This is a genomic window from Pseudomonas sp. LBUM1660 (assembly GCF_059695935.1).
In genome coordinates, this window is the sequence record NZ_CP166795.1 from 244816 (window position 1) to 266377 (window position 21562).

At 57.1% G+C, this 21562-nt stretch carries 22 protein-coding genes and 2 pseudogenes; 8 read left to right on the forward strand and 16 right to left on the reverse strand.

Annotated features, from left to right (window positions below; genetic code table 11):
* Window positions 1-78 precede the first annotated feature (78 nt).
* The 3 genes from rimK to rimA are packed head-to-tail and all read right to left on the reverse strand — an operon-like array spanning window position 79 to window position 2257.
* Window positions 79-984: a 30S ribosomal protein S6--L-glutamate ligase gene (gene rimK, locus ACA068_RS01130; protein ID WP_007949201.1), complete on the reverse strand. Its 906-nt coding sequence runs from the start codon at window positions 982-984 to the stop codon at window positions 79-81.
* A complete protein-coding gene (gene rimB, locus ACA068_RS01135; RefSeq protein WP_010464766.1) occupies window positions 981-1460 on the reverse strand; it encodes a retropepsin-like aspartic endopeptidase RimB in 480 nt (159 codons plus the stop codon). Before rimB ends, rimK begins: the two co-directional genes overlap by 4 nt.
* Before the next feature lie 17 nt (window positions 1461-1477).
* The gene (gene rimA / locus ACA068_RS01140; protein ID WP_497310521.1) at window positions 1478-2257 is read right to left on the reverse strand and encodes a S6 modification regulatory phosphodiesterase RimA; all 780 of its coding nucleotides are present in this window, start codon (window positions 2255-2257) and stop codon (window positions 1478-1480) included.
* 116 nt (window positions 2258-2373) lie between these two features.
* Here rimA and ACA068_RS01145 point away from each other — a divergent pair, with 116 nt between their 5' ends.
* The gene (locus ACA068_RS01145) at window positions 2374-2781 is read left to right on the forward strand and encodes an RNA-binding S4 domain-containing protein (RefSeq protein WP_497306960.1); all 408 of its coding nucleotides are present in this window, start codon (window positions 2374-2376) and stop codon (window positions 2779-2781) included.
* Window positions 2782-2954: 173 nt separating this feature from the next.
* On the opposite strand, the pseudogene ACA068_RS01150 reads toward ACA068_RS01145, so the two are convergent.
* Window positions 2955-3173: pseudogene (locus ACA068_RS01150) on the reverse strand (phosphatase PAP2 family protein); the annotation flags it as partial.
* A gap of 102 nt (window positions 3174-3275) precedes the next feature.
* Between ACA068_RS01150 and hslO the strand changes: the two are divergent.
* Together hslO and ACA068_RS01160 are read left to right on the forward strand one after the other, a co-directional pair.
* The gene (gene hslO, locus ACA068_RS01155; RefSeq protein ID WP_497306962.1) at window positions 3276-4178 is read left to right on the forward strand and encodes an Hsp33 family molecular chaperone HslO; all 903 of its coding nucleotides are present in this window, start codon (window positions 3276-3278) and stop codon (window positions 4176-4178) included.
* A gap of 182 nt (window positions 4179-4360) precedes the next feature.
* On the forward strand, window positions 4361-5902 hold the full coding sequence (locus ACA068_RS01160; protein WP_497306963.1) for a phosphoenolpyruvate carboxykinase: 1542 nt from the start codon (window positions 4361-4363) through the stop codon (window positions 5900-5902).
* Between the two features lie 82 nt (window positions 5903-5984).
* On the opposite strand, the gene ACA068_RS01165 is transcribed toward ACA068_RS01160, so the two are convergent.
* The 7 genes and pseudogenes from ACA068_RS01165 to ACA068_RS01195 all read right to left on the reverse strand — a co-directional run bounded on the left by ACA068_RS01165 (window position 5985) and on the right by ACA068_RS01195 (window position 10239).
* A complete protein-coding gene (locus ACA068_RS01165) occupies window positions 5985-6782 on the reverse strand; it encodes an FRG domain-containing protein (RefSeq protein WP_497306965.1) in 798 nt (265 codons plus the stop codon).
* Window positions 6772-7605, reverse strand: coding sequence for a hypothetical protein (locus tag ACA068_RS01170; RefSeq protein WP_497306967.1), 834 nt, complete (start codon window positions 7603-7605; stop codon window positions 6772-6774). Before ACA068_RS01170 ends, ACA068_RS01165 begins: the two co-directional genes overlap by 11 nt.
* A gap of 383 nt (window positions 7606-7988) precedes the next feature.
* Complete coding sequence (locus tag ACA068_RS01175) at window positions 7989-8474, reverse strand: helix-turn-helix domain-containing protein (protein WP_497306969.1); 486 nt, start codon at window positions 8472-8474, stop codon at window positions 7989-7991.
* A gap of 62 nt (window positions 8475-8536) precedes the next feature.
* Window positions 8537-8908: a DUF1493 family protein gene (locus ACA068_RS01180; protein WP_497306970.1), complete on the reverse strand. Its 372-nt coding sequence runs from the start codon at window positions 8906-8908 to the stop codon at window positions 8537-8539.
* 101 nt (window positions 8909-9009) lie between these two features.
* Window positions 9010-9129: pseudogene (locus ACA068_RS01185) on the reverse strand (transcriptional regulator); the annotation flags it as partial.
* A gap of 102 nt (window positions 9130-9231) precedes the next feature.
* Entirely contained in the window at window positions 9232-9531 is a 300-nt protein-coding gene (locus ACA068_RS01190; protein ID WP_497310522.1) for a hypothetical protein, read from the reverse strand.
* 432 nt (window positions 9532-9963) lie between these two features.
* Window positions 9964-10239: a hypothetical protein gene (locus ACA068_RS01195; RefSeq protein WP_497306972.1), complete on the reverse strand. Its 276-nt coding sequence runs from the start codon at window positions 10237-10239 to the stop codon at window positions 9964-9966.
* 271 nt (window positions 10240-10510) lie between these two features.
* Here ACA068_RS01195 and ACA068_RS01200 point away from each other — a divergent pair, with 271 nt between their 5' ends.
* The 4 genes from ACA068_RS01200 (at window position 10511) to ACA068_RS01215 (ending at window position 15067) form a co-directional block, all read left to right on the forward strand.
* Window positions 10511-11014: a polysaccharide deacetylase gene (locus tag ACA068_RS01200; protein ID WP_403104372.1), complete on the forward strand. Its 504-nt coding sequence runs from the start codon at window positions 10511-10513 to the stop codon at window positions 11012-11014.
* 196 nt (window positions 11015-11210) lie between these two features.
* Window positions 11211-13145: a RecQ family ATP-dependent DNA helicase gene (locus ACA068_RS01205; RefSeq protein WP_497306973.1), complete on the forward strand. Its 1935-nt coding sequence runs from the start codon at window positions 11211-11213 to the stop codon at window positions 13143-13145.
* Between the two features lie 245 nt (window positions 13146-13390).
* Entirely contained in the window at window positions 13391-14617 is a 1227-nt protein-coding gene (locus ACA068_RS01210) for a 3-hydroxyacyl-CoA dehydrogenase (RefSeq protein ID WP_497306975.1), read from the forward strand.
* 30 nt (window positions 14618-14647) lie between these two features.
* Window positions 14648-15067 carry an acyl-CoA thioesterase gene (locus ACA068_RS01215; RefSeq protein ID WP_497306977.1) on the forward strand — a complete coding sequence of 140 codons (420 nt, stop codon included), beginning with the start codon at window positions 14648-14650 and terminating at the stop codon, window positions 15065-15067.
* Between the two features lie 68 nt (window positions 15068-15135).
* Here ACA068_RS01215 and ACA068_RS01220 read toward each other — a convergent pair whose 3' ends face one another.
* The 4 genes from ACA068_RS01220 to ACA068_RS01235 all read right to left on the reverse strand — a co-directional run bounded on the left by ACA068_RS01220 (window position 15136) and on the right by ACA068_RS01235 (window position 20148).
* Window positions 15136-15624, reverse strand: a complete 489-nt coding sequence (locus ACA068_RS01220) for a glycine zipper domain-containing protein (protein WP_145309130.1) — start codon at window positions 15622-15624, stop codon at window positions 15136-15138.
* 358 nt (window positions 15625-15982) lie between these two features.
* Window positions 15983-18331: an FdhF/YdeP family oxidoreductase gene (locus ACA068_RS01225; protein ID WP_497306979.1), complete on the reverse strand. Its 2349-nt coding sequence runs from the start codon at window positions 18329-18331 to the stop codon at window positions 15983-15985.
* A complete protein-coding gene (gene fdhD, locus ACA068_RS01230) occupies window positions 18328-19167 on the reverse strand; it encodes a formate dehydrogenase accessory sulfurtransferase FdhD (protein WP_497306981.1) in 840 nt (279 codons plus the stop codon). The genes ACA068_RS01225 and fdhD overlap by 4 nt, the downstream gene beginning before the upstream one ends.
* Before the next feature lie 93 nt (window positions 19168-19260).
* Window positions 19261-20148 carry a LysR family transcriptional regulator gene (locus ACA068_RS01235; protein WP_497306983.1) on the reverse strand — a complete coding sequence of 296 codons (888 nt, stop codon included), beginning with the start codon at window positions 20146-20148 and terminating at the stop codon, window positions 19261-19263.
* Between the two features lie 136 nt (window positions 20149-20284).
* Here ACA068_RS01235 and lysM point away from each other — a divergent pair, with 136 nt between their 5' ends.
* Window positions 20285-20728 (forward strand): peptidoglycan-binding protein LysM, encoded by a 444-nt coding sequence (gene lysM, locus ACA068_RS01240; RefSeq protein ID WP_497296969.1) that lies wholly within the window; start codon window positions 20285-20287, stop codon window positions 20726-20728.
* A 117-nt stretch (window positions 20729-20845) separates the two neighbouring features.
* On the opposite strand, the gene yrfG is transcribed toward lysM, so the two are convergent.
* Window positions 20846-21508, reverse strand: a complete 663-nt coding sequence (gene yrfG / locus ACA068_RS01245) for a GMP/IMP nucleotidase (RefSeq protein WP_497306985.1) — start codon at window positions 21506-21508, stop codon at window positions 20846-20848.
* Window positions 21509-21562 lie beyond the last annotated feature (54 nt).

Genomic DNA, 21562 nt, shown 5'->3' on the forward strand with positions numbered 1-21562 from the left:
CTACATTGGAATGCGTTTCCCATGTGGGAGCGAGCCTGCTCGCGAAGGCGGTGTCCCTACCGCCACATGATTCCGGGCTTAACCCTTGCCTTTGGTCCGCGTCATATTCGGCCCGCCATTCTTCTCAAGATGCTCGATGATGATCCCCGCCACATTCTTCCCGGTGGTGGTCTCAATCCCTTCCAGCCCCGGCGAGGAGTTCACTTCCATTACCAGCGGTCCGTGATTGGAGCGCAGGATATCCACGCCCGCCACCGCCAGACCCATGACCTTCGCCGCACGCAACGCCGTCATGCGTTCTTCCGGAGTGATCTTGATCAGGCTGGCACTGCCACCGCGATGCAGGTTGGAGCGGAACTCCCCCGGCTTGGCCTGGCGTTTCATCGCCGCGATCACCTTGTCGCCGACCACGAAGCAGCGAATGTCTGCACCACCGGCTTCCTTGATGTATTCCTGAACCATGATGTTCTGCTTCAGGCCCATGAAGGCCTCAATCACCGACTCTGCCGCCGTCGCCGTTTCACACAACACCACGCCGATGCCCTGAGTACCTTCCAGCACCTTGATCACCAGCGGTGCGCCGTTGACCATGTCGATCAGGTCGGGAATGTCATCCGGGGAGTGCGCAAACCCGGTCACCGGCAAACCAATCCCGCGGCGTGAGAGCAATTGCAGCGAACGCAGTTTGTCCCGCGAGCGGGCAATGGCCACCGATTCGTTGAGCGGGAAAACCCCCATCATTTCGAACTGGCGCAACACCGCGCAGCCATAAAACGTCACAGACGCACCGATCCGCGGGATCACCGCGTCGAAACCCTCCAGCGGCTTGCCGCGGTAGTGGATCTGCGGCTTGTGGCTGGCAATGTTCATGTAGGCGCGCAGGGTGTCGATCACCACCATTTCATGGCCACGCTCGGTACCGGCTTCGACCAGACGACGAGTGGAATACAGACGCGGGTTCCGCGACAGCACAGCGATCTTCATGCAACACCTGTGGAAGAGGTAGATACCGGGAACACCGGCTTGTCTTGTACATATTTAATGCCCGGATTGACCACCAGTTGGCCGTCGATCAGGGCTTTGGAACCGAGGAGCAGGCGATAACGCATGGACTTGCGGCAGGCGAGGGTGAATTCCACCCGCCATACCCGATCACCCAGGGCCAGTGTGGTGCTGACCACGTAACGCATCTGCGCGTGACCGTTGGAGCTTTTAATGGTTTTGCGCGTCACCAAAGGCGCCTCGCAGCGTCGATGACGCAATTGCACCACCGTGCCCAAGTGCGCCGTGAAGCGCACCCAGCTTTCACCGTCGCGCTCGAACGGCTCGATGTCGGTGGCATGCAGGCTTGAGGTGCTGGCGCCGGTGTCGATCTTTGCGCGCAGGCCCGCGACTCCCAGATCCGGAAGCGCCACCCACTCGCGCAGACCGATAACGGTCAAATGGTCAAATGTCTTCAATAGGAAAAAACCGGCGATTAACGCGTCCAGGCCTCAGGTGTTACCTGGGCCAACGCTTTGAATGCAGGCTTGGCGAACCAGTAACCCTGCATCAGAAATATTCCACAGTCCGCCAGGAAATCCCGTTCTCCGGCGCTTTCGATGCCTTCGGCGATGACTGTAACGTTCAACTCCGCACAGATTGTGACAACCCCTCGAACGATAGCCTGACGAACACGGTCGCGATCGACATCGCGGATTAGTGCCATGTCGAGTTTGATCAGGTCCGGTTGGAAATCAGCCAGCAGATTGAGCCCCGAGTAGCCCGCGCCGAAATCGTCGATGGCGGTCTTGAAGCCGAATTCGCGGTATTCACGCAGAATATTAGTCAAATGGCGATAGTTATCTACGTGCTGGCTTTCCAGGGTTTCGAAAATCAGACGGTTGATGGGGAAGTTGTGTTTTTTCGCGGCCTCCAGAGTGGTGCGGATGCACAGCTCCGGGCGGTACACGGCGTTGGGCATGAAGTTGATGGACAAGTGTGTCTGCATGTTTAGATTGGCCGCCCCTTCAATGGCGCGGGTCCGGCAGAGCTGGTCGAAGCGGTAGCGATTCTCCTCGTTGACCTGGTCGAGTACGGACAGGGCACCTTCCCCGGCAATGCCGCGGACCAGCGCTTCATGAGCAAAAACCGACCGGTCGCGCAGATCGACGATCGGTTGGTAGGCAAAAGAAAAATCGAAGCCAAGCGGCTCGCTTTGCTGGCAGCCCTGGCAACCGCCCTGCGGCGAGGTCAATGTAGACGGGAATATAGTCAATCGATTACTCCATGCTGGTGAGCCGGCCAAGATCACAGTCTATCTGGAGGAGCGAGTTCTTGCGCCCGACAGAAACGGTAGTACAGTTCCGACTATCGGCTGAAAGAGGAATTCCAGTGGCACAAAAACAGGAAGAGGACGACAAGGTCCGTCTCGATAAGTGGTTGTGGGCTGCGCGTTTTTATAAAACACGTGCCTTGGCGAAAGCGGCGATTGAAAGCGGCAAGGTGCATTGTCGGGGTGAGCGTTGCAAACCGGGCAAGGAGCTGAGGATCGGCGATGAGTTTCAGATTCGCGTAGGGTTCGAGGAACGCACGGTGGTGGTTCAGGCGCTATCGATTGTGCGCCGTGGCGCCCCTGAAGCTCAGGCGTTGTATGCGGAAACCGATGCCAGCATCGCCAAGCGCGAAGCGGCCGCGGCCATGCGCAAGGCTGGCGCGTTGGGCGTGAGCACCGATGGCAAGCCGAGCAAGAAACAGCGACGGGATTTGTTCAAGTTTCGGGGCAGCAGTAACGACGAGTGAGGTAGATGCTTCTGTGTCGTCTGGGCTGACATCTTCGCGGGCAAGCCACGCTCCCACAGGTATTGCGCAGACCGATGTGGGAGTGAGCCTGCTCGCGATCGAGTGCGCAGCACTCGCCGGCAGCACCACAAAATCAGGCGCTAAACACCACACTCATCCGCGAAACTCCCCACATCGAATGGGCGCAGACTTGCAATCGCCCAGAGGCGTAGCCATATCGGGTTGCTGGCCAGCGGCGCATTCAGCAGATGAAATAGCCACTCGTCGAAAATCACACACAGCATCTGACCCGTAGGCCATAACCAGAAGGCCAGCAGTGCCAGAGGCACAAAATTGCACAGAGCCAACCGGCGCAGATTCCACCTTGCTTGGAACAAACCCGGATTGTTCATAAAATGCCTCCCATGGCTGAACATCGCGCACCAAAATGGTGCTGCAAAGGCGCAATTTTCACGATCTGTAACCATTTTGTCATTACTTCAGAACCCAGACCTATGACCGATCTACCGGATACCGACTACACCCAACGCTTCATCTTCGATGACAGCGACACCCGCGGCGAGCTGGTTTCGTTGGAGCGTAGTTACGCCGAAGTCCTCGCCAAACACCCGTATCCGGAGCCGGTCGCGCAACTGCTCGGCGAGCTGATGGCGGCGGCGTCGTTGCTGGTCGGCACCTTGAAGTTCGATGGCTTGCTGATTCTTCAGGCCCGTTCCGATGGCCCGATTCCGCTGCTGATGATCGAGTGCTCCAGCGAGCGTGAAATCCGTGGCCTGGCCCGTTATGAAGCCGACCGGATTGCCCCCGACGCGACCCTCGCCGACTTGATGCCCAACGGCGTGCTGGCATTGACCGTCGATCCGACCCAGGGTCAGCGTTACCAAGGTATTGTCGACCTGGATGGCGAAACCCTGTCGGAGTGCTTCACGAATTACTTCGTCATGTCGCAACAGGTTGGCACTCGTTTCTGGCTATACGCCGACGGCCGTCGCGCCCGTGGCCTGTTGCTGCAGCAACTGCCTGCCGACCGCCTGAAAGACGAAGAAGAACGCGCCGCCAGCTGGCAGCACATCACCGCGCTGGGTAGCACCCTGACCGCCGATGAACTGCTGAGCCTGGACAACGAAACCGTGCTTCATCGCCTCTACCACGAAGAACAAGTGCGCCTGTTCGATGTGCAGAAACTGCGTTTCCGTTGCAGCTGCTCGCGCGAACGTTCGGCCAATGCTCTGGTCAGCTTGGGTATGGAAGACGCGCAGGCGCTGGTGATCGAGCACGGCGGCCACATCGAGATCGATTGCCAGTTCTGCAACCAGCGCTACCTGTTTGATGCGGCCGATATCAGTCAATTGTTCGCGGGAGCGGGTGTCGATACGCCGTCAGATACCCGGCACTAAAACGGTTCAGCGCAGGTAAATTCACTGGATAGCGCCGGAATAACGCCGTTCTGACGGGAGGGCCCTACTTTTTTTGGGCGTTTCTGGCATAATCCGGCCCACTTTTTGTCGCGGTAGTAGTGCACGACTTTCTACTACAAAACGTTTGGAGCACACTCGGCCACTGGCCGACGGGGAATCTCATGACGCAAGCCAATAACGCCGTGTATACCGATCTGAGTGTTGATGATCTGGTAAAAGAAGCCTTGAATCGCGGTGAAGGCGAGCTTGCCGACACTGGCGCGCTGGTTGTTCGCACCGGTCACCGTACCGGCCGCTCGCCAGTCGACCGTTTCATCGTTGAAGAGCCGTCCACTCAGGCCGCCATTGCCTGGGGCCCGATCAACCGCAAGTTCCCGGCCGACAAGTTCGATGCCCTGTGGGACCGCGTCGAGGCCTTCAACAACGCGCAAGAGCATTTCGTTTCCCACGTTCATGTTGGTTCGGCTGAAGAGCACTACCTCGCCGTGAAAATGACCACCCAGACTGCCTGGCAGAACCTGTTTGGTCGTTGCCTGTTCATCAACCCGGCTCAGTACAACCCGGCCGGTCGTGATGAGTGGCAAGTTCTGAACGTCGCCAACTTTGAGTGCGTTCCAGAGCGTGACGGCACCAACTCCGACGGCTGCGTGATCATCAACTTCGCCCAGAAGAAAGTGCTGCTCGCCGGCATGCGCTACGCCGGTGAAATGAAGAAAGCCATGTTCTCGGTGCAGAACTTCCTGCTGCCGGCCGCTGACGTGCTGCCAATGCACTGCGCGGCCAACATCGGTGAAGCGGGCGACGTAACCCTGTTCTTCGGTCTGTCCGGCACCGGTAAAACCACCTTGTCCGCCGACGAAAGCCGTTACCTGATCGGTGACGACGAACACGGCTGGGGCGAAGGCGTTGTCTTCAACATCGAAGGCGGCTGCTACGCCAAGTGCATCGACTTGTCCGAGAAGAACGAGCCGGTTATCTGGAAAGCCATCAAACACGGCGCAGTCCTGGAAAACGTCGTTATCGATGACGCCAAGCACGCCGACTACGCCGACGTCAGCCTGACCCAGAACAGCCGCGCCGCTTACCCGCTGGAGCACGTTGCCAAGCGTTCCGAGAATAACCTCGGTGGCGAGCCAAACGCGGTGATCTTCCTGACATGCGACCTGACCGGCGTTCTGCCGCCTGTGTCGATCCTCAGCGAAGAACAAGCGGCCTACCACTTCCTGTCCGGCTACACCGCACTGGTGGGCTCGACCGAAATGGGTTCCGGCAGCGGCATCAAGTCGACCTTCTCCACCTGCTTCGGCGCACCGTTCTTCCCGCGTCCGGCCGGCGAATACGCAGAATTGCTGATCAAGCGCATCCGCGGCTTCGGCTCCAAGGTTTACTTGGTCAACACCGGCTGGACCGGCGGCGGCTACGGCGTTGGCAAACGCTTCAACATCCCGACCACCCGTGGCGTGATTGCAGCGATCCAGAGCGGCGTGTTGATTGGTTCTGAAACCGAGCACCTCGACACCATCAACCTGGACGTGCCGTTGGCAGTGCCGGGCGTTGAGACTGGCCTGTTGAACCCACGTAATACCTGGGCTGACAAGGCTGCTTACGATGAAGCGGCTAAGGCACTGGCTGGGTTGTTTGTTGAGAACTTCAAGAAGTTTGAGGTTAGTGACGCGATCAAGGCTGCGGGTCCTAAGCTGTAAGGCTTGGATTTAGCGAATGAAAAAGCCGCCCCTTTGGGCGGCTTTTTATTGTTATATTTCTTAGTGATTAGTTTGTTGAGCGTTATGAGGTATAGACTTGTAGCTCCATTCGGATTGCTCGAGCGAGTCCAGACAAATCGCCATAAATAGACTTTGAATTGATGCTCATCTTCCTAAGCGCGGCATAGCAGGCTACATAAAGGCTTTTGTCTATGGTTATTTTGTGCATTTTGCAATCTGAATACAATTCTGAATTAATAATTGAATCGATGGTTTTTTCTCTGTTTCCAGATATCAAAAAGGTACCTGACTGTCGGTCTATTCGAGCATTTAGCTCTAAGGGCTCAGTTATCCAGAGTATATCGTATGCAAATCTATCAACAACCTCTTCAAATACCTGGTCAGGTTTACTACTAATGGATGTGTTGGTTTCTGAAAATTTCGCATCGACACTTTGAATGTAGGATATGGATCTATCCATTATCGCCACATAGTCAAGGGCAAAAATAGATAGATCTTTGTTGGATGAAGGATTGTAGTTCTCAAGAGCGAAATATAATGCAATATATGGGCTTTCGCTAAAATCGATCAATCTGGTAGGGGTGCCATAGTGCTGCATTACGGAGAGCCACGATAGCTTTGAAACTGGAGTGTGTTCAGATTTGTTGTATATATGATATTTCGAAATAAAGGTGCTTAAGGAGCGCTCTTCAAAAAGTCTTGCGTTATATGCGCTCCAGTTTTTTCCTAGTACTCTTTCTAAAGTGGAAGCTAGATTCCAGTCTGAATCCGCATGTCCACGATAAACAAAATTATTAGGTAGCTCATTTAGCCTTTGGATCAGAGTGTCCATCGATGTTATATGTTCGTCAATGATCATATCTTATCTCATTGTATTTGTTCTGCATTTCCTTAAGGACGTCTATGTCGCTAGTCAGTGGGTCAACTGAGATTTTTACCGCATCTCCTTTTAATGAAATTGGTATGGACTTTTTACCTGGTGCTTGTTGAATGCGTGCAGACACGGTGTTGGCGGTTGCGGCTGTTGACTTTGTTACTGCTTCAACGACTTCCTCGTTTAGAGAGTCGCCTACAACTTCGACGCTTCCGAACTTTCCATTCACGTCCTTACAATATACTGCAAGCGGTCGCTGGAACAGGGCATCTGCATCTACAGGGTTGGGGCCGGTAAAATACGCTTTAAATTTTTTTATAGCGTATGCAGATCTTATTTTCTCTATAAAGGTTTCTGGGTCTGGTATTGGTGCGAGTACCACCTCTACTCCAATTTCGACTGTTATATTAGTTGCTTCTAGCAAGCCCTTTATTTTTTTTGAAATGGAAATTACATCTGGTGCGACTTTGGATTTTTTGGCAATCCCTAGAAGCCCTATCGTTTGGTCAAAATAAACATACGTATATGGCCCGGAATCATCCATTTCTTCCAAGAAATCACCGGAAAGCTCATCAAATTTTTCAACTGTGGTTTTTGTCGTTCTGCCGACCGCAAATTTACCGCCGTCATGATTTATTGTTTGAATGTTTCCTATATGCCAGGTGTTATCTCTTCGTAGTTCCATTGAAGGCTTTTCTTCTAGGGCTCGTCTGAATATTTCCGAAGGAGAGAGATTTTCCGCGAATAGTGGAAGTTGAGATGGTTTTATGAATTTAACACGATATAAATGGTATTCGATTAGAGACAATTTAGACCTCGATTTCCTTGAGGATATTAATTATTTTGTTTTCGTTAGTGTGGAGAGGGTTATGTGAAATCTATCGTACTGAATGTTTTTTTTGCAAAAATTTGAAAGCTGATTTTTATCAGCCATAATTTGGTATTGTTCACTATGGCATTGTGGTGTCATGCTCACTCGTTCATCCATGTCGGAGGTGCTATCTACATACTGAAGCACGCTGTCACGAGACTAAACCAGATTGGTATCATTTTGCTAGCATTTGATCGACATCTATACCTTCATCAAACGCCCTCCTAATCTCTGTTATCCCGCCACGCCACTTGTTTAATATACTCAACATTGGAATTTGTGCTGGCCATCGCGCACGAAACCACCCACCTCGCTCGTTATCAGCTGGGTTCGGACTTCTTTTTTTTCGTAAATAAAGCGGAAAATGCTTCGGTGTTCAGTGGGAAGTCGTGAAGATCGATCCCGCTGTAATCCGATTTACGAATAACACTACTTATCGGAGAACTGCACGGTTTGCTTACTTTGGCGGCAGTGGAGCTATGTTCGAGGCTGGGTTTTTTGATCTTTTTGCTTGGGGGTCGACTTAACTGAGCATCCTGTAATCGACGTCCCATCTCATCGGATTCGCCAAGCTTGTTTAAGTCTTGCTCCAGGCTCAATGCCTGCATCACTGACAGATACGCCCCCATCGTCACCCCTGCACCACCCGACTCCAGTGAACGCAAGGTCATGACAGACATGCCGGCCCGCTCTGCCACCATTTTAGCGGTCAACCTTCGACGCAAACGTGCCAGTTTCAGGCGTTCGCCGAACTCGGTAAGCAGTCGTTTGGTACGAGGAAGCAGTGGCGCTGTTTTTCTAGCCATGCAGCTAATATTCCTTCACTTCTGAGGTGATAGCGCCAGAATAATTGCAGTTATGGGCCTTTTCACTCGCAGCTTTTGCAGTATTTGCTTTCCATTTCCTGTGTATCCCAGCGCTGTACTTTGACCGCCTGGTAAAGCATGCCGATGGTCAGCGGGACTTTGTCCCCGCGCCCCTTTGCCCTCCGCTTGAGATGCACATCAAATCCTTCCGGATGAAAGTAGCGATAGGCGTCGTAGTCCACGAGGTCAATCCCGAACTGTTCTTCCAGTGCCTCCATCAAATGCCGCGCATCAGCGCCGTTGCAGCCCAGGTCGAAGTTGATCGAGGTGGTGAGGCTGATGGTTTTGCGTTCGGGCAGGCCGAGTTCTTCGTGCAGCAGCTGCATAAGCAGGTGCATGGTGTGGTCGTCGGGGAAGTTGGGGGCGAGGTTCATGGTGCAGGTGTCCGGTTGGGCTTGCGCGGAGCTTATTGGGCTTCAGGCGTGGGGGGAAGTGAGGATGTGTTGCTCGCTTCCACACAAGCATCCGATCGAGCCCGGTTTTCTTTGACTTGCAGCGCATCGATATGAAATTCGCGAGAAGGCTCACGCTCACCGCTTATGATTTCGTTCATCTGTTGCACGCTCTCCATTAGCTCATCGAAAAACTTGCTCATGGTTATCTCCGGTGTTTGACGCTCGACGTTCCCAGAGCCGAACGCGGAGCGTCCGTAGAGGCATTCCCACGCAGGGCGTGGGAACGATCTTTTCACTCGGCGTCAGGCGGGTGCTTTCCAGCCCATCATGCGTTGTTGGGCGACTTGGAGCAGGTCGCAGCCGTCCTGGGCCAAGAGGTAGAGCGCGTGGGTGATGTGGGGGATGTCTTCGACGTCGCCGTGTTTGAAGCAAACGCAGTGCAGGGTTTTGAGGAGGTCGCTGGAGGCTCGAATGCGCTGGAGGGCGGCTTCGAGGATGTCGTGGGGGTTGGCCTCTGTGTCGATGATCAGGGGCTGGGAATCGGTGAGGTTGGTTTGCAGGGGGAGGTAACGATTGTTTGAAAGCGGATTCCATTTTTTCATAGTGAGAATTCTCAAGTACATCGGGGAAACCGCCGCCAGCGTGACCAAGCGATGGAGGCGGACTGTGTTCGGGTTGGTCAAACCGGTGAGAACTCACTTTGCCGGTACGCCCGAAGGCGTCCCGAACACAGCCACCATATAGCGTGCAGCACTTGAGGTGCCGCAGCATACAACGGAAGCGAAATGAGTTCTCTAATCGGGTGACCAAGCCCGAGTCGCTGATTTTGCAGCGACGGTCACGACTATAGGTGTGAGCCGCCAAGTCGCGATAGGCGACAAAGAGTCTTCGCTTGTAGGACCGGGACGAAGCTTTGATAGGGCGTTGCCTACGGATTTATCCCCGGCCGCAAATGCTCTCGTTTGCTATCAGGCGCACCGCGTTATCGTTCATCGCGGGCAAGCCCGACTCCCACAGGGACTTTCGTGCGGGCATTAACCAGCGGGGATTTTCGGCAAGCGTTGCCGGGCGATGTCGAGCAGTTCGTTGCCGTCCTGGGTGAGCAGGTACAGCGCGTTGACGATGCTGGGGATGTCGCCCGCATTTGCCTGTTTGAAGCACAGGCAATACAGCGTTTCGAGCAGATCGCTGGCGGCGCGGATGCGTTGTCGGGCGGCGTCGAGGATTTCGTGTGGGTCGGCCTCGGTATCAATGACCAACACGGGCGTTTCGCTGTAGCTGGTTTTGAGCGGGCGATAGCGGTCTTGCATGAGGTCAGTCCTGTGTTCAGCGGCGCGGCAAACTATAGAGGCCCGCTCCCAGGCATCGCAATACAGCGCAAATGGACGGGGTTTGTAGGGGATTTACCTGCGTTGTGGCCTTTTGCCTACGTGTTCCCCGAGGCTTTTTTCAGCAATTCCCCTAGAGGTCGAATTTCCTACGTGTTTGTCAGGCGCAGCGCATCAATCCTCTGTATGGTGCGCGCCAGAATCTGTAGGACGTTTCGAAAAACGTCCCTTCAACGCTTAAAGGGAATTAAGTATGCAATGGCTACGTATGGCCTCGATTTTGTTGCTGTGGGCGGGTGTTTGTCGTTTGGCGGGCGCAGCTGACACGGGTAACTCGTTGGTCCTCGCCAATATGGATCGCACCGGTTGGCCGGATGCCCTGACCAGCCAGGCGAACGTGGACACCGCGTCCCGCGCTGAGGTGTTGATGTTCGGCAAGGCACTGCTGGCCAGCGAAATGCTCGACGAACAAAGTCTGAAACAGCGACTGGGCGTGCAGGATGTGAAGCTCAAGTCGGTCAGGCAGGTGCGTGACGGGCTGTGGGATCGGTTACTGACCACTTACCGCGGCGCCAGTCAGAACTGCGACGGCGAACCCTTCTGCCCCCGCGTGCGAAGCGTCGCCGATTTGCGTCAGTTGGCGGCCGCTTTCACGGGTGAAATCAGCCCGGCCCATGCGGTTTGGGCGAGCAAGAGCCAAACCTTTCACGAGCAAGCGTTGAATGAGCAGTTGCGTGTGGCTGTGTTGGTACCCTGAGTTATCCCGAAAGTTTTGCGGAGATCGGGCTTGCTCGCGAAAGCAATCTGCCCACCGCCCGATTCCTCAAACCTGACCGTGTCCACGTTGCATCCGCTGTATCATCCCGTATCGTTTTGGCCCCCGACCTTTTCTCGACTCGCTGCGTTTGCCGGCTAGGCTTTGGGCTTCGCAGCGGTCAACGGAGTGACAGCTTATGCACAACACCCTGGAACAGGTTTTCGGTTATCCACAGTTTCGGCCTGGCCAGGAGGCGGCGGTCAGCGCGGTGTTGGCCGGGCGCTCGGCGGCGGCAATTTTTCCCACAGGCTCGGGCAAGTCCCTTTGTTATCAATTGCCGGCCCTGTTATTGCCGCACCTGACGCTGGTGGTCTCGCCACTGCTGGCATTGATGCAGGATCAGTTGGCGTTCCTTCAACGCCATGGCATTGCAGCGGGCAGCATCGATTCGGCCCAGAGTCGTGACGACGCAAGCGACGTGATGGCCCGGGCCAAGTCCGGCGAACTGAAGATTTTGATGATCTCTGTGGAGCGCCTGAAGAACGAGCGCTTCCGCAATTTTCTGCAGCAGGTGCCGATCTCGTTGTTGGTGGTGGACGAGGCTCACTGCATCTCGGAGTGGGGCCACAATTTCCGCCCCGACTACCTCAAGCTTCCCGACTACCAGCGTCAGTTCAACATTCCGCAGGCGCTGCTGCTGACCGCCACTGCGACGCCCAAAGTGATCGCGGACATGGAGGCGAAGTTCGCCATCGCTCCCGAAGACGTGGTGACCACCGGTTTTTACAGGCCAAACCTGAATCTGCTGGTCGAGCCGGTACGCGGTCAGGACAAACGCCGACGACTCGTCGAATGGATGAGCGAACGTCCTGGCCAGCCGAGCATCGTCTACGTCACCCTGCAAAAAACCGCCGAGCACATCGCCGAACACCTGGGCCGCAACGGCATCCAGGCCGAGGCCTATCACGCCGGTTTACCTCACGAAAAACGCGAAGCCATTCAAAAGAGTTTCATGAGCGGGCAGTCGAATTGCATTGTCGCCACCATCGCCTTCGGCATGGGCATCGACAAGAGCGACATCCGCAACGTGGTGCATTTCGACCTGCCCAAATCCATCGAAAACTACAGCCAGGAAATCGGCCGCGCCGGGCGTGACGGGCACCCATCCGACTGCCTGGTATTGGCGAACCGCGACAGCCTCAACGTGCTGGAAAACTTCGTCTACGGCGACACGCCAGAACTGGACGGCATTCGCTGTGTGCTCGATGAGATGCAAGCTGCTGCGCCTGAGGGGCAGTGGGAGTTTTTGTTGGGGCCCTTGTCGGACCAGAGCAACATTCGTCAGTTGCCGCTCAAGACTTTACTGGTGCAGCTCGAACTGCGTGGTTTGATTGCCCCGCGTTACGCCTATTACGCCGAATACCGCTTCAAGTATTTGCAAGAACCGGAAGCTTTGCTGGCCCGCTTCGAGGGCGAGCGCAAAGATTTTGTCGCTGCCATCATCCAGACCTCCAGCCGCGCCCGAACCTGGGCCACGGTGAATTTCGACGCGCTCTATGAACAGCATCAAGCCGAGCGCAACCGGGTGGTCAAGGCGCTGGATTATTTCCAGGAGAAGGGCTGGGTCGAGCTGGAAAGCAAGCAGATGACCGAGGTCTACAGCCTGCTGCAAGCGAATGTCGACAGTCAGGCACTGAGCGCCGAACTGCACGCCTATTTCACCCAGCATGAACGTACCGAGATTGCTCGGATTCACGCGATGCTGGATCTGTTCGCCACCGACCATTGCCTGGGCTATCGCCTGGCCGAGTACTTCGGCGATGAAAACGCGCCTCGTCAGTGCGGGCATTGTTCGGTGTGTCATGGACAAGTGGCGCGGCTGCCATCGCCGCCAGAATTGCCGGCACTTGTGGATAAACACTTCGAAGCGCTGTGCGGTGATTTTATCCACAGGCATGAACAGCACACCGGCAATGTACCGTCGGCCGAACGCGTAACGCGGTTTTTGTGCGGGATCAGCGTGCCGCTGTTTACCAAGCTCAAGGCGCGTTCGATATCGGGATTTGCGGCGCTGGAAAATTATCCGTATGCCGAGGTGCGGGAGTGGGCTGAAGCGCATCTGCCGAGTTAAAACGCGGACCAATGTGGGAGCGGCGGTGCGACGATTCGACTTGCTCGCGAAAGCGGTGTGTCAGTCGACATCATCACTGACTGTCACACCGCTTTCGCGAGCAAGCCCGCTCCCACAGGGATCTTTGGTGTATTCGCGGGTAGATCCATCCGCTGAATGTTGCTCATCACAGGAATAAATTTCAAAAATACCCGGCGGCTGACTATGGTGAGGACTGTCTTTGGATCGCCAACAAGAGAGCAACCATGAGCCAGACACCGTTCAACATTCAGCGCGCCGCCGTGATCGGTGCGGGCACCATGGGCCGTGGCATTGTCATGTGCCTGGCCAACGCCGGCGTTCCGGTGCAGTGGGTCGATAACAATCCGCAGATGCTGGAACAGGCGCTGGTCACCGTGGCAGACACCTATGCACACAATGTGCGCCAGGGCCGCATCGATCAGGCCGAGGCGGAGGCGCGCATTGCACGGGTCACGGTGGCGGCCGACTATGCGTCGATCCGCGAGGTTGATCTGGTGATCGAAGCGGTTTACGAAAACCTTGAGCTCAAGCAAAAGATTTTCCGCGAACTGGACGGTCTGCTCAAACCCGAAGCCATTCTAGCCAGCAACACGTCGGCGCTGGATATCGACGCCATCGCCGCGGCGACTCGCCGTCCGGCTCAGGTCCTGGGGCTGCACTTCTTCAGCCCGGCGCACATCATGAAATTGCTGGAAATCGTTCGCGGTGCGCAAACCTCGCCGGCGGTGCTTGATGCGGCGCTGGAGCTGGGCAAGCGCATGGGCAAGGTCAGCGTGGTGGCAGGCAACTGCAATGGTTTCATCGGCAACCGCATGCTCAATACCTACGTGCTTGAAGCGCGCAAGATGCTGCTCGAGGGCGCTTATCCCTACCAGGTGGATGCCGCGCTGCAAATTTTTGGCTTCGCTATGGGGCCGTTCCGCATGTACGACGTTGTTGGCGTCGACCTGGGATGGCGGGCTCGGGAATTGGCTGGTGAAGGGCAGGACGCGCCGGAGGTTCAAGTGGATAACCGTCTGTGCGAATTGGGGCGTTTTGGTCAGAAGAGCGGCAATGGCTATTACCACTATGAACCGGGCAGTCGACAGGCTGAACACGATCCTGAAGTCGATGCGCTGGTGCTAAATGTTAGCGAAGGGCTTGGCTTCCAGCGTCGGGAGATAAGCCCTGAGGAGATTCTCGAGCGCTGTCTGCTGGCGCTGGTCAATGAAGGTGCGAAGATCCTTCAGGAAGGTATTTCTGGGTCGGCGCACGACATCGATCTGGTGTACCTCAACGGGTACGGTTTCCCGGCGGACAAGGGCGGGCCAATGGCGTGGGCGGATCAGCAAGGGCTGGCGGATATTCATCAGCGTTTGATGGCGCTGGAGACCCGCCAGGGTGATCACTGGAAGCCGGCGCGGTTGATTGGCGAGTTGGAGGCGGTGGGTAAAGGGTTTGCGGATCGGTAGACTTCATCCACTTCAAGACGAGAGCTGCGCATGAACCAACGCACCGACTACCCGCACTTCCAGCCCATCACCACCCGCTGGCACGACAACGACGCCTACGGTCACGTCAACAACGTCACTTACTACAGCTTTTTCGACACGGCAGTGAACGCCTACCTGATCGAAGTCGGTGGCCTGGATATCCATGACGGCGAGGTGGTGGGTTTTGTGGTGAGTTCGTCTTGCGATTACTTCGCCTCCATCGCCTTTCCGGACCGGATCGAGATCGGTCTGCGGGTGGGCAAGTTGGGCAACAGCTCGGTGCAGTACGAACTGGCGGTGTTCAAGGCCGGGGAGGACGAGGCCTGCGCGGCGGGGCGCTTCGTGCATGTGTTTGTGGATCGGGCGTCGAATCAGCCGGTGACGATTCCTGCCGGGTTGCGCGGCGCATTGGAGCGACTGGTGGCTTGATGGACAAAAAAAATCGCAGCCCTTGAGCTGCGATTTTTTATTTATCTGTCAGCGATGCCGTTCAGGCCTCAATGATGACGATAGTGCTTTTTATGTTTGCGATGACCATAGGCATGACCTCGGCCCGGGTGGCCGTCACGGTAGTAGCGACGATCATCACGGCCGCCGCGATAGGAGCGACGATCATCGTCTTCATCGCTCTTGTTGCCCATGTAGTTACCCAGCGCGCCACCGGCGCCGCCACCTGCTGCGGAGCCGATCAGGCTGCCGGTGGTGCCGCCCATGCTGCGGCCGACCACGTTGCCGCCTGCTGCGCCCAACGCACCGCCAATGGCGGCTTCGCCACGGCTGCGTTTGTCTGCGCCGACTGCGCTACCACCCGCGCCGCCCAGGGCCGCGCCAATGGTCGAACCTGTATTGCCGCCCAGCGACTGACCGACGACCGAGCCAAGAACCCCGCCCAATGCGCCGCCCACACCTGCTTCGGTGGTGCCTCCGGCAGAAGCGAAGCCACTGACCAGGCCAAGGGACAACAAGAGTATCGAGGAGAACTTCATTAGAGGAACCTCAAGGGGATGACGGCGCGATCCTGAGGCTGTGTCATGGTCGTGACAATCGAAATCCGACGAGTAACACGACTTCAACACATATCTATAAGTTGCTGTTTTTTGGGCGGAACTTAAGTATTTTTCGCCGGTCTTTAGCTACTTCGGATAGGCCGTTTTTGTGAAAAAACGGCCTTTTTTGTGGGCGATTGGAAAGTGGCCGAAAGTCCCGATCATGAGTTGCCATGTCGGACGCCTTAGCGGGCAAGCCTCGCTCCTACAGGATCCGCGTCATGTACAAAAAAATGCGTAAGACACAGATCCTGTAGGAGCGAGGCTTGCCCGCGAAGAGGCCAGACCTGCTGTCCCGTTAAGCCGACTTGGCCAAAATCAACCCGGTCTCACTCGCCATTTCCAGCCGGATCGCCACAAACTTCGACGTCGGCGTATGGCTGCGATCCCCGGTGCTTTCCAGCGGCACCAGCGGATTCACTTCCGGGTAATACGCCGCCGCCTGCCCCGCAGGAATATCAAACGCGAGCAGCGTAAAGCCCTTCACCCGACGCTCACGCCCGTCATCCCAGATCGAAACGATGTCAGCCTTCTGCCCTGGTTTGAACCCCAGGCGAATGATGTCCGCCTCGTTTACAAACAACACATCCCGCTGACCTTTCACGCCACGATAACGGTCATCCAGCCCATAAATCGTGGTGTTGTACTGATCGTGAGAACGCATCGACTGCATGATCAGGTCCGGCAACACGCCAGTGGCGCGCGTGCGTTCGTGCACCAGGTCTTTGGGCAGGACGTTCGGCCGGAAATTGGCGCGCCCTGACGGGGTGTTCCACTTGCGTGCACCGGCGCTGTTGCCGAGGTAGAAACCGCCCGGACTCTTGACCTTCTCGTTGAAGTCTCGGAAGCCCGGAATGGTGTCGGCAATCAAGTCACGGATGCGACTGTAATCGGCCACCAGCCAGTTCCAGTCCACCGGTTTGCTGCCCAGTGTGGCGGCTGCGATACCGGCGATGATCGACGGCTCGGAACGCATCTGGTTCGATAGCGGCTGCAACTGGCCGTTGGAGGCGTGGACCATGCTGAACGAATCTTCGACGGTCACCGCTTGCGCGCCTTCGGCCTGTATGTCGATGTCGGTCCGGCCCAGGCACGGCAGGATCAGCGCCTCTTTACCGTGGGCCAAATGGCTGCGGTTGAGCTTGGTGCTGATCTGCACGGTCAGGTCGCAATTGCTCAGGGCCTGGAAGGTGCGCGGGCTGTCCGGGGTCGCCTGGGCGAAGTTGCCACCCAGACCGATAAAGACTTTGGCGCGACTTTCGGCCATGGCATGAATCGCCTCGACCACGTTATGGCCGTTTTCACGCGGCACCTTGAACTGGAAGCGCCGCTCCAGGGCATCGAGGAACGCCACCGGCGGACGTTCGTTGATGCCCATCGTCCGGTCACCCTGCACGTTACTGTGGCCGCGCACCGGGCACAGGCCGGCGCCCGGCCGGCCGATGTTGCCGCGCAGCAGCATAAGGTTGGCGATTTCCTGGATGGTTGCCACCGAGTGGCGGTGCTGAGTGATGCCCATGGCCCAGCACATGATGACGTTCTTGCCTTTGGCGTACATGCGCGCCGCTTGCTCGATTTCCACCAGGGTCAGGCCGGACTGCTCGACGATCTGCGCCCACGGCGTGTCATCAATGGCGCCCAGGTATTCCAACACGTTGGCGCTGTGTTCATTGAGGAAGTCGTGATCGAACACGGAAGGGTTGCCGGTCTGCTGCGCTTCGCGCTCCCAATGCAGCAGGAATTTCGCCATGCCGCGCAACAACGCCATGTCGCCGCCGAGCGCGGGGCGGAAGTAGGCGGTGTTGGTCGGCTTGTCGCCGTTGGTGAGCATTTCGATCGGGTGCTGCGGGTGCTGGAAGCGTTCCAGGCCGCGCTCTTTCAGTGGGTTGACGCACACCACTTGCGCGCCGCGTTTGACGGCTTCGCGCAAAGGTTCGAGCATCCGCGGATGGTTGGTGCCCGGGTTTTGGCCCCAGACAAAAATCGCATCGGCGTGTTCGAAGTCGTCGAAGGTCACGGTGCCTTTGCCGACGCCGACGCTTTGCGCCAGTGCCACACCGCTGGCCTCGTGGCACATGTTCGAACAGTCGGGGAAGTTGTTGGTGCCGTAGGTGCGCACGAACAATTGATAGAGGTAGGCCGCTTCGTTGCTGGCGCGGCCCGAGGTGTAGAACTCGGCCTGATTAGGGCTCGACAGGCCTTGCAAATGTTTGGCGATCAAGGCGAACGCCGCTTCCCAGTTGATCGGCTGGTAGCGATCGGTTTCGGCGTCATAGCTTAATGGCTCGGTCAGACGGCCCTGATATTCCAGCCAATAGTCACTTTGTTCCAGCAACGAACTGACGCTGTGTTTAGCAAAGAAAGCGCCGTCGACACGCCGTTTGGTCGCTTCCCAGTTCACCGCTTTGGCGCCGTTCTCGCAGAACGCCACCATGCCGGCTTCGTTGGAATCGCCCCAGGCGCAACCGGGGCAGTCGAACCCGCCGTTCTTGTTGGTTTTGAGCATCATGCGCAGGTTCTTCAGCGCGTTGTCACTGGTCAACCAGGCCCGGGCAACGCTGGCCAGTGCGCCCCAGCCACCGGCCGGGCCCTTGTAGGGCTTGTAGCGGGGGACGGGTTTCTGGTCGGCTTGACGGTGTTGACTCACGCTTGATTCTCCAATGCCGGGCTGTAGACCCGCGGCGCATTCTTCTGGGGCAGATGGATGAGGTTGAGGTTGTGGCGACGGGCCCATTGCACGGCAAGGCCCGTGGGCGACGACAGGCTAACCAGGGTCTGGATGCCGGCGCGCAATACTTTCTGAATCAATTCGAGGCTGCATCGGCTGGTGACAATCGCCAGGCCGCCTTCAGTGGGGATCTTCTGGCGGATGAGCCCGCCAATCAGTTTGTCGAGGGCGTTGTGTCGGCCGATGTCTTCGCGGCCCAGCAGCAACTCGCCCTGACCGTTCATGAACACCGCCGCATGCACCGCGCCGGAATACTGGCCAAGCGGCTGGAATGCACCGATGCGCTGGCGCAAACCATCAAGCCATTCGGCAGGTGGCAAGGGCGCTCCGGGCAACACTTTGAGGTCCGGCAATGCCTGTTCAACAGCCTCTACGCCGCAGAGCCCGCAGCCGCTGGTGCCGGCCATTTGCCGACGCTGTTGCTTGAGGTTCCAGAACGCGCGGTTGGCGATGGTCACTTGCGCGTACTGCGCCGAGCCCGAGCCGCTGAGTTGCAGGTCATAGATGTCGGACGCGTCTTCGATGATGCCGCTGCCGAGGCTGAAACCGACGATGAAGTCTTCAAGGTCCGTCGGCGTTACCAACATCACCGCCTGGCTGATGCCGTTATAAGCGATCGCCAACGCGACTTCCTCGGCCAGCGCGGTGCTGGTCGATTCGGTTTGCTGAAGGTCGCTGTAACTGTAAGTCTGGCTGGCGGCGGGTGCGGGCGCTTCAAAGGCTGGCGCCGCGCAGGCAGGGCGCTTGGCTTTCATGGGCATCACCGACGGTTTAGTCAGCTTTAAGCCTAGGCGCGTCAACTTGTCGCGTCTAATCGCTTATACCGATCTACCGATAGATGACGTCGATCAAGAAGCTGTCAGCGATTTCTGATAGATCGCAAAACAGGCTTCAGCCAGCGCCGAACGAGGGGCACTACGGCGCATGATCAGCCCCAGCCGGGCAAGGGTCTGGGCGTTTTCGATGGGTTGCAGGCGCAAGTGATCGGTGAGATTTTCCAAACCGCCATCCAACGGCATCACCGCGCAGCAAAGGCCGCCGTGCACCGCTTGTAACAATTGATGGACGGCGTCGGTCTGCAGAAGCGGCTGGGGCGTCAGGCCGCGGCTGTGGAAATTGTGATCGATCGACTGGCGAAAATGCATGCCGCTGGTGAGCATGCCCAGGGGCAGTTCGATCAATGACTCCCAACTCAACGGCGCCTCGCCGAAGCTGAAGAAGCGCTGATCGTAGAGCAGGCCCATGTGGGTCTCGCTGAAGGCCAGGGAATCGAAACGCTCGTTGTCCAGGCGCTCCAGGAACGAGACGCCGAGGTCCAGGCGGTTGTTCGCCAGTTGCTCGAGGATTTGTTCGGAGCTCAGGGCCGAGAGTTCAAAGCGCAAGTTCGGGTGCTCGGCATGCAGGCGTTGCATCAACGGCAGCGGATCGAAACTCGACAGCGGCACCACGCCCAACCGCAGCGTACCGACCAGATTGCCGCGACAGGCGGCGGCCTCAGCCTGCAAGCCGTCGTAGGCGGCCATCACCGTGCGCGCCCACGCCAGCACGCGTTCGCCCGGCGCGGTGAAGCCTTCGAAGCGCTGGCCGCGATTGACCAGCGGCAGGTCGAGTTCTTCTTCGAGGCTGCGCAGGCGCATGGACAGGGTCGGCTGGGTGATATGACAGCGCGCGGCGGCATGGCCGAAGTGGCGTGTTTCGTCGAGGGCGATGAGGAATTTCAGCTGCTTGATGTCCATCTTCGCTCCAGGGCGCGGTGAAGGGGGGATTCTAGCGCTTGCGCCGGATCAACGTCATTGGTCGGGTTGGAGCCAGGGGTTTGAAGCTTGGTCTAGGCTTTTGCGTCTGGAACCTAAAACCCAAGGAGAGTGCATCATGAGTCTTTTGAGCTTTGTGAAAGAAGCGGGCGAAAAACTGCTGGATCTGCTGACACCCGGCAATGCCAATGCCAGTGAGCAGTTGAAGGAACACATCAGCAAGGTCGGCCTGGGTAATCCGAACGTGCAGGCCACGGTAGATGGCGACAAAGTCACCGTCACCGGTGAAGTGGCAACCCAGGAGGAGAAGGAAAAAATTCTGCTGGCTGTGGGCAATATCGCTGGCGTTGGTAGTGTTGATGATCAGATTACCGTCGCCGGTGGGGCGACGCTGGTGGAGGCGAAGTTCGTTGTGGTTGAGAAGGGCGACACCCTCAGCGCGATTTCCCTGCGCGTGTACGGCGACGCCAACAAGTATCAAAAAATCTTCGATGCAAACAAACCGATGCTCAAGGACGTGAACAAGATCTATCCGGGGCAGTCATTGCGGATTCCTGAATAATCTTGAGATCGCTTTCGCGGGCAAGCCTCGCTCCTACAGTTTTAGGTCGTACGCAGACTTCGCGAACGGCACGGACTTGTAGGAGCGAGGCTTGCCCGCGAACCAGGCGCCTCGGTCTCAAAGCCCTGCAATCAACTCCCGATAATCCCCCACCGCCGCAAACTCCGCCGTGTCCTTCGGCCCTTTGCGACTGTCGGGCTCACTCACCGCCAACAAATGCGCCACCCCAAAACTGCGCGCACTGCGCAGGATCGGCAACGTGTCGTCGATAAACAGGCTACGCGCCGGGTCGAACCCGATGTCGGCCTGCAAGGCATCCCAGAACTGCGGATTTTCCTTGGGAAAACCGTAGTCATGCGAGCTGATCAACCGCTCGAAATACGGTGCCAGTTCAATCCGTTCCAGTTTCAATGACAGCGAATCACGGTGAGCATTGGTAATCATCACCACGCGTTTCCCCGCCTGTTTGATCGCCGCCAGAAACGTGTCCGCGTCCGGGCGCAGTGCGATCAGGTGAGCGGTTTCCAGTTTCAGTTCACGCACCGACAGCTTCAGCTCGGCGCTCCAGAAATCCAGGCAATACCACTGCAACTGACCGGCGTTGCGTTCGAACAGCGGCTGCAATTCCATCTCGGCCATGGCCCGGCTGACCCCGTGCAACTCGGCATAACGCTGAGGCAGGTGCTCCATCCAGAAATGGTTGTCGTAGTGCAGGTCCAGCAGCGTGCCGTCCATATCCAGCAGAACGGTATCGATGTCGCGCCAGGGCAGCAGGGACATAAAAAACTTCTCCAGCGGTAAAAAAGATATCCGAGGTCAACAATCAGGATAGGC

Bases quoted from the DNA above. Each gene is read 5' to 3' on its own strand.
- lysM (WP_497296969.1), top strand. From the start codon at position 20,285: ATGAGTCTTTTGAGCTTTGTGAAAGAAGCGGGCGAAAAACTGCTGGAT.
- ACA068_RS01200 (WP_403104372.1), top strand. From the start codon at position 10,511: ATGCAATGGCTACGTATGGCCTCGATTTTGTTGCTGTGGGCGGGTGTT.
- fdhD (WP_497306981.1), bottom strand. From the start codon at position 19,167: ATGAAAGCCAAGCGCCCTGCCTGCGCGGCGCCAGCCTTTGAAGCGCCC.
- ACA068_RS01210 (WP_497306975.1), top strand. From the start codon at position 13,391: ATGAGCCAGACACCGTTCAACATTCAGCGCGCCGCCGTGATCGGTGCG.
- ACA068_RS01160 (WP_497306963.1), top strand. From the start codon at position 4,361: ATGACGCAAGCCAATAACGCCGTGTATACCGATCTGAGTGTTGATGAT.
- yrfG (WP_497306985.1), bottom strand. From the start codon at position 21,508: ATGTCCCTGCTGCCCTGGCGCGACATCGATACCGTTCTGCTGGATATG.
- ACA068_RS01165 (WP_497306965.1), bottom strand. From the start codon at position 6,782: ATGATCATTGACGAACATATAACATCGATGGACACTCTGATCCAAAGG.
- ACA068_RS01205 (WP_497306973.1), top strand. From the start codon at position 11,211: ATGCACAACACCCTGGAACAGGTTTTCGGTTATCCACAGTTTCGGCCT.
- ACA068_RS01215 (WP_497306977.1), top strand. From the start codon at position 14,648: ATGAACCAACGCACCGACTACCCGCACTTCCAGCCCATCACCACCCGC.
- ACA068_RS01220 (WP_145309130.1), bottom strand. From the start codon at position 15,624: ATGAAGTTCTCCTCGATACTCTTGTTGTCCCTTGGCCTGGTCAGTGGC.
- ACA068_RS01180 (WP_497306970.1), bottom strand. From the start codon at position 8,908: ATGAACCTCGCCCCCAACTTCCCCGACGACCACACCATGCACCTGCTT.
- ACA068_RS01235 (WP_497306983.1), bottom strand. From the start codon at position 20,148: ATGGACATCAAGCAGCTGAAATTCCTCATCGCCCTCGACGAAACACGC.
- ACA068_RS01175 (WP_497306969.1), bottom strand. From the start codon at position 8,474: ATGGCTAGAAAAACAGCGCCACTGCTTCCTCGTACCAAACGACTGCTT.
- ACA068_RS01190 (WP_497310522.1), bottom strand. From the start codon at position 9,531: ATGAAAAAATGGAATCCGCTTTCAAACAATCGTTACCTCCCCCTGCAA.
- ACA068_RS01195 (WP_497306972.1), bottom strand. From the start codon at position 10,239: ATGCAAGACCGCTATCGCCCGCTCAAAACCAGCTACAGCGAAACGCCC.
- hslO (WP_497306962.1), top strand. From the start codon at position 3,276: ATGACCGATCTACCGGATACCGACTACACCCAACGCTTCATCTTCGAT.
- rimK (WP_007949201.1), bottom strand. From the start codon at position 984: ATGAAGATCGCTGTGCTGTCGCGGAACCCGCGTCTGTATTCCACTCGT.